9 protein-coding genes are annotated in these 10,232 nt (G+C 71.0%); 5 read left to right on the top strand and 4 right to left on the bottom strand.

Features of this window, described 5'->3' with window-relative positions:
- Positions 1-73: 73 nt before the first annotated feature.
- Together ACWG52_RS39080 and ACWG52_RS39075 are read right to left on the bottom strand one after the other, a co-directional pair.
- Entirely contained in the window at positions 74-688 is a 615-nt protein-coding gene (locus ACWG52_RS39080) for a ScbR family autoregulator-binding transcription factor (protein WP_389814768.1), read from the bottom strand.
- A 115-nt stretch (positions 689-803) separates the two neighbouring features.
- On the bottom strand, positions 804-1,619 hold the full coding sequence (locus tag ACWG52_RS39075) for an AfsR/SARP family transcriptional regulator (RefSeq protein WP_033220297.1): 816 nt from the start codon (positions 1,617-1,619) through the stop codon (positions 804-806).
- Between the two features lie 446 nt (positions 1,620-2,065).
- On the opposite strand from ACWG52_RS39075, the gene ACWG52_RS39070 reads away from it, so the two are divergent.
- On the top strand, positions 2,066-3,673 hold the full coding sequence (locus ACWG52_RS39070) for an ABC-F family ATP-binding cassette domain-containing protein (protein WP_033220299.1): 1,608 nt from the start codon (positions 2,066-2,068) through the stop codon (positions 3,671-3,673).
- Between the two features lie 108 nt (positions 3,674-3,781).
- On the top strand, positions 3,782-4,555 hold the full coding sequence (locus tag ACWG52_RS39065) for an SDR family NAD(P)-dependent oxidoreductase (protein ID WP_389814763.1): 774 nt from the start codon (positions 3,782-3,784) through the stop codon (positions 4,553-4,555).
- A 2-nt stretch (positions 4,556-4,557) separates the two neighbouring features.
- Here ACWG52_RS39065 and ACWG52_RS39060 read toward each other — a convergent pair whose 3' ends face one another.
- Both ACWG52_RS39060 and ACWG52_RS39055 read right to left on the bottom strand, forming a co-directional pair.
- The gene (locus tag ACWG52_RS39060) at positions 4,558-5,622 is read right to left on the bottom strand and encodes an NAD-dependent epimerase/dehydratase family protein (RefSeq protein WP_389814760.1); all 1,065 of its coding nucleotides are present in this window, start codon (positions 5,620-5,622) and stop codon (positions 4,558-4,560) included.
- On the bottom strand, positions 5,619-6,503 hold the full coding sequence (locus ACWG52_RS39055) for a ScbA/BarX family gamma-butyrolactone biosynthesis protein (RefSeq protein WP_033220480.1): 885 nt from the start codon (positions 6,501-6,503) through the stop codon (positions 5,619-5,621). Before ACWG52_RS39055 ends, ACWG52_RS39060 begins: the two co-directional genes overlap by 4 nt.
- A 258-nt stretch (positions 6,504-6,761) precedes the next feature.
- On the opposite strand from ACWG52_RS39055, the gene ACWG52_RS39050 reads away from it, so the two are divergent.
- The 3 genes from ACWG52_RS39050 (at position 6,762) to ACWG52_RS39040 (ending at position 10,215) form a co-directional block, all read left to right on the top strand.
- Entirely contained in the window at positions 6,762-7,472 is a 711-nt protein-coding gene (locus ACWG52_RS39050; RefSeq protein WP_376060491.1) for a ScbR family autoregulator-binding transcription factor, read from the top strand.
- Between the two features lie 381 nt (positions 7,473-7,853).
- Complete coding sequence (locus ACWG52_RS39045) at positions 7,854-8,504, top strand: ScbR family autoregulator-binding transcription factor (protein WP_051763259.1); 651 nt, start codon at positions 7,854-7,856, stop codon at positions 8,502-8,504.
- Positions 8,505-8,664: 160 nt separating this feature from the next.
- Entirely contained in the window at positions 8,665-10,215 is a 1,551-nt protein-coding gene (locus tag ACWG52_RS39040; protein ID WP_389814754.1) for an MFS transporter, read from the top strand.
- Positions 10,216-10,232: the final 17 nt, after the last annotated feature.

The following is a 10,232-nucleotide window of genomic DNA, read 5'->3' as shown; positions in this document are numbered from 1 at the left end:
CCCGCTCCCCCGGAATGAGGACCGGCCGGGACCTGCTCCCTCGAAAGGACCAGATGCGGGAGGGGAACCCCTCTCAGCGGGGAGTCGTCCGATAATCGGTCCGTCCGGACGGCCCGACCAGGCCGGGCAGAGCGAGGTCCCACAGGGCAGCGACCCGGGCGGTGAGTTCCTCGTCCGACATGTCGGTGGCAGCGAGCAGTTCGATGCCGGCCACCGCCGCGGCGAGCAGCGTCTGCGGTCCCGCGCGGTCGGCGCCGTTGCGCAGTTCCCCGGCCGCACCGGCCCGGTCGAGCAGCGACCAGGCGGTGGTCATCCACGCCTCGGTGAAGCCGCCACCGGCCGCCTCCCCGCCGCGCAGCTCCCTGCTGAGGCGGAAGTTGGCGCGCAGCGCGGCTTCCTCGCGCAGCCCCCGGGCCAGCCAGTGGGTGAAGTCGATCAGGGTCTGCAGCGGTGAGCTGCTGCCGGCGGCGAGCCGGTCGACCGACTGGGCGAGCAGGGTGCAGCCGTGCTCCTCCACGGCGTGGGCCAGTTCGCCCTTGGAGGCGAAGTGGAAGTACAGGGCCCCCTTGGTGACCCGTGCCGCACCGGTGATCTCCCCCAGGGTCGCGTTCACGTACCCCTTGCGGTCGAACAGTTCCGCTGCAGCGGTCACCAGCCTCCGACAGGTGATCACCGATCTCTGCTGCATCACAATTTTCCCTTCTCATGGTTGTGGATCCGATCCGTTTCCCCCGGTCAGGGATCCGGCCCGTTTCCTTCGGTCCGGGATCCGGGATCCCGTTCCCTTCGGGGACCGGATCCGCTCAACCGGTGGGGGCGAGTTGCCCCCAGGCCGGTTCGACGGCCTCCCGCTCCGGGCCGGACGCGAGCATCGAGTGCTGGAGGCGGCGCAGGGCCGGTGAGGGCTCCAGGCCCAGGTCGCGAACGAGCGTCGTACGCAGCCGCTGGTAGGCGGCGAGTGCCTCTGCGCGCCGGCCCGAGCGGTGGAGCGCGATCATCAGCTGACGGTGCAGCGACTCGTGCATGCGGTGACGGGACGCCAGAACGGTCAGCTCGCCGACCAGTTCTCGGTGCCGGCCGAGCCGCAGATCGGCCTCGATCCGCTGGTCGAGGGCGCACAGCCGGGCCTCCTCGAGGCGGCGGATCTCCATCTCGAGCAGCGCGCCGGTGCGTATGCCCGCGAAGGCCGGCCCCTGCCACAGGGCAAGCGCGTCGTGCAGGCGGCGGGAGGCCGCGGCGAAGTCCTCCTGGGCCATGGCCCGGTAGCCGGATGCGGCCCGGCGCTCGAACTCGTGGGTGTCGATGGCGCCGCCTCTGGTGTCCAGGCGGTAGCCGTCGGGTTCGGTGACGAGGACCCGCTTGGCGTCGTGCGCGTCGCCGGCGAGCCGCAGTGCCTGGCCGATCAGTTCGCGGAGCTGGAGGATGTAGGTCTGGAGGGTGTTGCGGGCCGATCGCGGGGGCCGGCCTTCCCACAGTTCCTCGATCAGAAGCGGCACCGGCACCGTCCGGTCCGCGTGCATCGCCAGGACGGCGAGCAGTTGGCGCGGCTTGGGGGCGGTCAGAGCCACGGGCGCCCCGCCCTCTCGTACGGTCAGCGATCCCAGCACGTCGATGTCCACGCTGTCTCCCTGTTCTTCTGCCCAGCATGGGGGCCCTGGGGCCGACGAGTGCGCCGCCCCCACAATGAAAACAGACTATACGGTTTGTGAGTCAGAGACCAGTCGGTCTGTTTTAGAGTGGCGTCCGGGACGCCGGGGCCACACGCGGCTCCAACCGCCGCCCATCGGGCCGTCAGTTGACGGTGCGTCCGAATGATGGAGCGCCCGGATGCCGATAGGTATACGCTGTAGAAGAACTGCTGCCGTCCATAGGAGAAGGCCGTTGCTCTTCTGAAGTCATGTGGTGCCCGCGCCCCCGTAGGGGTGGTGCGTGCAGCGCTCCCGTACGGCGAGCCGCTTGCGGCCCGCCACCAGACGATCCGTCACCCGCATGCCGCGGGGCCGACGGCATCCGACCGTGACCGCCGTCCCGCAGCCCCGGGACAGACATGACATCAGGAGGACCCATGACCTTGACCAACACATCCGTCGTCTGCGCCGACCTCTCCTTCGCCTGGCCCGACGGGACCCCGGTGTTCACCGACTTCTCCCTGGTCGTGGGCACCGGCCGGACCGGGTTGATCGGCGTCAACGGCTCGGGCAAATCCACCCTGCTCCGGTTGATGGCCGGAGCGCTCACGCCGAGCGGCGGCTCGGTCAAGGTGACCGGCGAACTCGGCTACCTGCCGCAGAACGTCGCGCTGGAGCCGGAGGTCCGCGTCGAGCAGGCGCTGGGCATCGCGGAGATCCGCGCCGCCATCGACGCGATCGAGGGCGGCGACACCTCCGAGGAGCTCTACACCGTGATCGGTGACAACTGGGACGTCGAGGAGCGCGCCCGGGCGACGCTGGACAAGCTGGGGCTGACGCACGTGACGCTGGACCGCCGGATCGGCGAACTGTCCGGCGGGGAGTCCGTCATGCTCTGCCTGGCGGCCCAGTTCCTGCTCCGTCCCGATGTCCTGCTGCTCGACGAGCCGACCAACAACCTCGACCTGGAGGCACGCCGCCGGCTGTACGAGGCGGTCGGCTCCTGGAAGGGCTCGATCGTGATCGTCAGCCACGACCGGGAACTGCTCGACCTGGTCGACCAGATCGCCGACCTGCGCAGCGGCGAAGTGCGCTGGTACGGAGGCAACTTCAGCGACTACGAGGAGGCCCTGGCCGTGGAGCAGGAGGCGGCCGAGCGCATGGTGCGCGTGGCCGAGTCCGACGTCCACCGCCAGAAGCGGGAGCTGGCCGACGCACGGATCAAGCTGGACCGCCGCGTCCGCTACGGCAACAAGATGTACGAGACCAAGCGCGAGCCCAAGGTCGTGATGAAGGAGCGCAAGCGCCAGGCCCAAGTAGCCGCGGGCAAGCACCGCAACATGCACCTGGAGCGGCTGGAGGAGGCCAAGGAGCGGCTGACCGAGGCCGAGGAGGCGGTGCGCGACGACCGGGAGATCCGGGTCGACCTGCCCGAGACCTCGGTACCTGCGGGCCGCACCGTCCTCACCCTGCGCGACGTCGAGCTCCGCTTCGGCAGCCGGGCCCACTTCGAGGTGCGGGGGCCGGAGCGGATCGCCCTGGTGGGACGCAACGGGGCGGGCAAGAGCACGCTGCTGCGCACCGTCGTCGGGGAGATCCCGCCGGTGGCGGGCGAGGTGAAGGCCGCCGTCCCGATGCGCTATCTCCCGCAGCGGCTCGACCTGCTCGACGAGGAGCTGACGGTGGCGCAGAATGTCGGCCGGTTCGCTCCCGGCGCCACCGACAACGTCATCCGCTCCCGCCTGGCCCGCTTCCTCTTCCGCGGCCGGAAAGCGGACCAACTGGTCGGTACTCTATCGGGTGGCGAGCGGTTCCGGGCGACGCTGGCGGCGCTGCTGCTGGCCGACCCCGCGCCGCAGCTGCTGATGCTCGACGAGCCGACCAACAACCTGGACCTGGCGAGCGTGCAGCAGCTCACGCAGGCCCTGCAGTCCTACCAGGGCGCGCTCATCGTGGTCAGCCACGACCTGGCGTTCCTGCGGGACCTCCAGATCACCCGGTGGATCCGGGTCGACGGCGGGACGGCGGACATCGATCCGATGTGATCGGTGCCGCCGCCCGCATCCGCCGGCACCCGGCCTCGCCCTGACCCCCGGGGGCGAAGCCGGGTGCCGGTCTTTTCCGGCGGGCTCATCGGATGAAAGACTCCGGAAATGACTGATCGACAAGGGCTTCTGACAGACAGGATCGCACTGATAACGGGAGCCAGCAGCGGCATCGGCGCCGCCGCAGCACGGGTGTTCGCCAGGGAGGGCGCGGCGGTGGTGGTCACCGCCCGCCGCGAGGAGCGGCTGGCCGGGCTGGTGGACGAGTTGCGGGCGCAGGGCGCCCGAGCCGCATACGTGGTCGCCGACGTGACCCGGTCCGAGGACGCGGTACGTGCCGTCGAGTTCACGGTGGAACGTTTCGGCAGGCTCGATGCCGCGTTCAACAACGCCGGCCACGGGGCCGGCCGCACACCGCTGCACCTGATGGACGACCGCGTCTACGACGACATCATGGACACCAACGTGCGCGGGGTGTTCAACTGCCTGCGCCCGGAGATCGCGGCGATGCTCGGATCCGGAGCAGGCGGTTCGATCGTCAACACCAGCAGCACCGGCGGCCTGGTCGCCACTCCGGTCGCCGCGCCGTACGTGGTGTCCAAGCACGCGGTGCTCGGTCTGACCAAGGCGGCTGCCGCCGAGTACGGCGCCCACCGCATTCGGGTCAACGCGATAGCCCCCGGCACGACCCGCAGCGAGATGGTGGCGGACTGGTTCGCGCAGAACCCGGATGCCGAGGAGCTGCTGCACCGGGCCACGCCGCAGCCCCGTACCGCCGAACCCGAGGAGATCGCCGAGGCCGCTGCGTGGCTGTGCAGCGAGCGGGCGTCCTTCGTCACCGGGTCGACCCTGGTGGTCGACGGCGGGTTCACCATCCTCTGATTTCACGATCCGCCGGAGGACCGCCCGGATTCCGGCATGCCCGTCCGGCCCGGCCGGCCTGCGGTGTCCGTCGCGAGGTGTTCGCGGTACCACGGGGCGTGGCGGGCGAGGCTCTCCTCGAACGTGCCCCCGGCCGGGCAGCCGGTCTCGCGCCAGAGCCGGGAGCTGGCGAACCAGTGGTCGGTGGTCAGCATGGCGAGGTGGTGCAGCAGGACCGGGTGCTCGGCGAGGCGGCGACGGGCCCCACCGGCTTCGATGTCGCCGGTGCCCGCGGGCAGGCCGAGCAGGCGTACCAGTGCGTCGAAGATGCGGGCGCAGCCGACCGGTTCGGGGTGGTTGGCGTGCCAGACGCCGGAGGTGTCCTGGGGGGCGACGGCGACGGCGATCACCGCACGGGCGAGGTCGTCGACGTCGACCACCGACATCCGGGCCCGCCAGCCGTCGACGGAGGCCGCGAGCCGCTGGTGGAGGCGGACCAGACCCGGGACCACCCAGCGGTCGCCGGCCCCGATGACCAGGTGCGGGCGCAGCACCGTCCCGCCGGCCGCGAGCACGAGCCTCTCGGCGGCGGCACGGGTCCGGCTGGTGGGCGATTGCGGCACGACGGGGAGGTGCTCGGGTCCGGCGTTCCGGAACACCCCCCGGCCGTACACGGAGGCGGTGCCGACCTGGACGAAGCGGCGGACTCCGGCCCGTTCAGCCTCGGCCAGCAGTGCCCGGGTGCCCTCCTCGTTGACCGCCCGGGCCGAGTGCTCCGGGCCGCCGACCCGCGCCGCGCAGTGGAGCACGATGTCGATGCCGTCGCACACGCCGTACAGGCTTGCCGAGTCGGTGAGGTCGGCGTGGACGTACCGGACCGCGGGGTCCTTTTCGGCGGGGCCGGTGGAGCGCCTCGCCACGACGAGGCGGGCGCCCGGGAGCGTACGGGCGGCGGCGGCGACCCTGCCGCCGATGAAACCGGTCGATCCGGTGACCAGGATCCGCCGGTCGGCCGGGGGGCCGTACGGCGCGGCCCCGGCTGTCGACAGCCGCTCGGGGGCGGGTGCGACGGGGACCGGGCGGCTCACTCGGCTGCGCCTCGGGTCCCGATCAGGCAGCTGAAGACGGTGGTGTCGTCCTGGTGGCCGGTGACGCGGACCTGCCGGTCGCCGTTGTCGGCCGCGGGCAGCGGCTCCGCCTGTATCCAGCAGGGCCTGTCGAGCTCCGCGTACCGGCTGAACTCGGAGCGCATCGTGGTCGGCAGGAACGGCCGGGACGGGTCGATGGCCTGGGCGGCCTGGCGGGCGGACTCCATCAGCACCATGCCGGGAACGTGGTCGACAGGGTGGTCGAAGAGCACGGGATGCTGTTCGTCCACCCGCAGCTGCCACTCCAGCGGACGCTCGGTGGCGGACAGGACGACGTCCGTGGTGAGGAAGCGGCCGACCGACGCGGGGGCGAGCGGCTGCGGCAGGGGCCGCACGCCCGTGGCACCGACCCGGTCACCGCGCAGCCGCTGGTAGACGGCGGGGCTGGTGCAGTCGAAGGCGGCGCCGCCGGTGGCGATCACCTGGCCGCCGCAGTAGAGGGTGACCTCGTAGCGCATGCCCGCCAGGCGGCGGCCGCGGCGGCGGATGTCGGAACAGATGACGTCCAGTTCCAGGTCGGCCGGGGCCGCACCGACGCCCGCCTGCTCGGGCCTGACGCTGTGGTGAAGGTCCCACATCAGGAACTGGTCCCCGAACGAGACCCCGAACTCCGCGTGGGAGAGAAGGGTACCGACCTGTCGGATGGTTTCGGAGGCCAGCAGCGGGTCGTAGCAGCCGTTCACCGGGGTGAAGTAGCTGTGCGCCCTGGGCCACTGCGCCGTCAGGGCGAATCGGTTCTCCGCGGTCCGGCTCCATCCCGTCAGAAACACTTCGGCGACCGCCGCCCGGTGGACCAGCTCCCGCGGAACCGTGCTGGTCATGGCCGATGCGCGGGCCGGTCGGCCGGTCTGGAACGCCGTTCGCCGGGCCGGGACGGCCACAGGCAGGGTTTCGTTTTCAACCAACACAACAGACATGGAATCCCCCATAGAAACCGATCTCGCGGGAACGGGCGCCTCCCCGTCTCCCCCGCCGATAAGATACATACCAACCGGTTCTTTTGATAGCCGGATGTTGATCTATCTAGGCTGACTGGCCGGGTCGCCCGACAGCGGCGGATGCATGACAGGAGAAGCCCTATGGCAGTGCGACACGAACGGGTGGCAGTGCGACAGGAACGGGCCGTCCGCACGCGGCAGGCGATCGTGCGGGCAGCCGCCTCGGTCTTCGACGAGTACGGGTTCGAGGCCGCCACAGTGGCAGAGATCCTCTCGCGGGCCTCGGTCACCAAGGGCGCGATGTACTTCCACTTCGCTTCCAAGGAAGAGCTGGCCCGCGGCGTGCTGGCCGAGCAGACCCTGCACGTGGCGGTGCCGGAATCCGGCTCCAAGGCGCAGGAACTGGTAGACCTCACCATGCTGGTCGCCCACGGCATGCTGCACGATCCGATCCTGCGGGCGGGCACGCGGCTCGCCCTGGACCAGGGGGCGGTGGACTTCTCCGACGCCAACCCGTTCGGCGAGTGGGGCGACATCTGCGCCCAGCTCCTGGCGGAGGCACAGGAACGGGGGGAGGTGCTTCCGCACGTGAACCCGAAAAAGACCGGCGACTTCATCGTCGGCTGCTTCACCGGGCTCCAGGCGGTCTCCCGGGTCACCTCCGACCGCCAGGACCTCGGCCACCGGATCTCGGTGATGTGGAACCACGTGCTGCCCAGCATCGTGCCGGCGTCCATGCTGACCTGGATCGAAACCGGCGAGGAGCGGATCGGGAAGGTCGCGGCGGCGGCCGAGGCGGCGGCCGAAGCCGCCGAGGCTGCGGAGGCCTCCGAGGCCGCCTCCGACGAGTAGGAGCACCGACTTCAGGACATGCCGGGCACCCAGGGGGTGCCCGGCATGTCTGCTTCCGCCGCCCCACCCGCCCGCGAACGGGCCGCCGGGCAACGGGGCAGCAAGAACTTCGGCCAAAAACAAGGCAACCGGTCTGGTTTGACTTGGCAATCGGGACTGACGGTTTGTATCGTGATGCCGCAGCGCCGCAACTCGCACCGGGCGCCCGTTCGGTGTCACGTGCGGGCAGCGGCAGCCTTCCCTCCAGCCGGGGGCTCGGTCGCCCCTGCGCGCGGCCTTGACCTGCCCGCATCCGAACCACGCCCGCCGGCAGCACACGAGACGTTCAGCAAACCGAGCGGTTCGCTTGCCTCAGCCAAACGGTGCACGTCAGGAGTTGCCTTGACACCCAAACAGGAACGCGCCTTCCGCACCCGCACCCAGCTGGTGCTCTCGGCGGCCGAGGCCTTCGATCGGCAGGGTTTCGCGACGGCCTCGCTCACCGCCATCAGCAACAGCGCCGGTGTCAGTAACGGGGCCCTGCACTTCCACTTCGAGAGCAAGGAAGCGCTCGCCGCCGCCGTCGAAGCGGAGGCGGCCGAGCGGATGCGGACGATCGTCGACGGAGCGGCCCGGAGGGGCGCTTCCGCGCTCCAGGCCCTGGTCGACACCAGTCACGCCGTCATGCTCCGGCTGCGCCAGGACGTGGTGGTGCGTGCCGGGTTCCGGCTCAGCGGCGATGCGGCCCGACAGGCCACTCACGACCTCCCGGAGCACTGGCGCCAGAGTGTCGTGCGGCTGCTGGAGCGGGCCGGCCGGGACGGCTCGCTGACCTCGGCCGTGACGCCCTCGGACGTCGCCGGGGTCGTGACGGCCACCGTCCTCGGATTCGGCGTGCTGGCGAGGTTCGACTCCGCCTGGCTGGCCTCCGGATCCCTCTCCGGGTTCTGGAAGCTGATGCTCCCCATGATCGCGGCCGGTCCGGTCGAGCGCGGCGAACTGGACTGCCGGCCCGCCGTGCCGGCCGACGTCCGGCGCGCGCCCGCCGTCTGAGCACCGGCCCTCACTCCTGCCGTCCCAGCGGACGGCTCCTGTCCGTGTCCGGGTCGCACGTCACGCGCCCCGGGCAGGCTTCACCCGCACGTCACTTGTACATCGTATAACTCTCATATACGTTGTAGAACAGTTCCTCACTCACTCCTGGGAGGTCTCCTTGCAAGACACACAGATCACGGCGGCGCCTGTACCGGCCCGCAACCCCAGGCGCTGGGTGATCCTCGGCGTCATCTGCCTCGCCCAACTCGTCGTCCTCCTCGACAACACGGTCCTGAACCTCGCGATCCCCGCGCTCACCGAGGACCTGGGCGCGAGCACGACGGACATCCAGTGGATGATCAACGCCTATGCGTTGGTCCAGTCCGGCCTGCTGCTCACCGCCGGAAGCCTCAGCGACCGGTACGGCCGCAAGAAGGCGCTGATCACGGGTCTGGTCGCATTCGGCCTGTGCTCGACGGCCGCGGCCTTCAGTGCGTCGTCCGGCCAGCTGATCGCCGCCCGTGCGGGCATGGGCATCGGCGGCGCCCTGCTCATGACCACCACCCTCGCGGTGATCATGCAGGTGTTCGACGGCGAGGAACTGCCGAAGGCGATCGGTATGTGGGGTGCCGTCAGCTCGCTCGGCTTCGCCGGCGGCCCCCTGGTGGGCGGCTTTCTGCTGGCCCACTTCTGGTGGGGCTCGATCTTCCTGATCAACATCCCGGTGGCGCTGATCGGCGGGCTGGCCGTCGCCAAGCTCGTCCCGGAGAGCAAGAACCCGCTGGGCAAGCGCCCGGACCTGGTCGGCGCCGTACTTTCCACGGTCGGCATGGTCGGCGTGGTCTTCGCGATCATCTCCGGCCCTGAGCACGGCTGGACGTCCGTCAGCGTGCTGGTACCGGCCCTGGTCGGCCTGGCAAGCCTCACCGCCTTCGTCCGCTGGGAGCTGCACGTCCCGGCGCCGATGCTCGACATGAGCTTCTTCCGCAACCGGCGCTTCAACGGCGCCGTGGCCGGCGGCATCCTCGTCGCGTTCGGCATGGCGGGCTCGCTGTTCCTGCTCACGCAGCACCTGCAGCTCGTCCTGAACTACAGCCCGTTGGAAGCCGGCCTGCGCATGGCTCCGCTCGCCTTGACCATCGTCGGACTCAACCTGGCGGGTGTCGGCGCGAAGGTGCTGCCGAAGCTCGGTGCCGCCGGGACCATCACCTCCGGCATGACCCTGCTCGCCGGCGGGCTCGCGGCCGTGGCCACCGTCGGCGGCAGCCTCGGCTACAGCGGCATGCTGGTCGGCCTGGTGCTCATGGGCTCCGGCATCGCCCTGGCGATGCCGGCGATGGCCAACGCCATCATGGGCTCCATCCCGCCGGAGAAGGCCGGTGTAGGAGCGGGCGTCCAGGGAACGATCACCGAATTCGGCGGCGGCCTCGGCGTCGCGGTCCTCGGTGCCGTGCTGAACTCCCGCTTCGCGGCGCTGCTCCCGGCCACCGTGGGGGCCGGCACGGCCGGGTCGCTGCACGAGGCGCTCGCCGCCGACCCCTCGGGGGACGTGCAGGAACAGGTCCGGGACGCGTTCGCTTCCGGGGTCGGCACCAGCCAGCTGATCGGCGCCGCGGCAGTGTTCGCGGGCGGCCTGCTGGCCGGCCTGCTGCTCCACCGCGCGGCGCGTGCCGAGGCCGCCGCGGCGGAGACCTCCGCGGCCCCCGCCGGGGACCAGGCTGCCGTCTGATCCCCACGCGGCCGGGT

The organism is Streptomyces sp. CLCI03 (genome assembly GCF_053615355.1).
This window is presented reverse-complemented; position numbering and strand designations above follow the sequence as displayed.

Excerpts from the sequence above, each read along its gene's own strand:
- ACWG52_RS39080 (WP_389814768.1), bottom strand. The coding sequence starts at position 688 with ATGCAGCAGAGATCGGTGATCACCTGTCGGAGGCTGGTGACCGCTGCA.
- ACWG52_RS39070 (WP_033220299.1), top strand. The coding sequence starts at position 2,066 with ATGACCTTGACCAACACATCCGTCGTCTGCGCCGACCTCTCCTTCGCC.
- ACWG52_RS39065 (WP_389814763.1), top strand. The coding sequence starts at position 3,782 with ATGACTGATCGACAAGGGCTTCTGACAGACAGGATCGCACTGATAACG.
- ACWG52_RS39055 (WP_033220480.1), bottom strand. The coding sequence starts at position 6,503 with ATGACCAGCACGGTTCCGCGGGAGCTGGTCCACCGGGCGGCGGTCGCC.
- ACWG52_RS39050 (WP_376060491.1), top strand. The coding sequence starts at position 6,762 with ATGGCAGTGCGACACGAACGGGTGGCAGTGCGACAGGAACGGGCCGTC.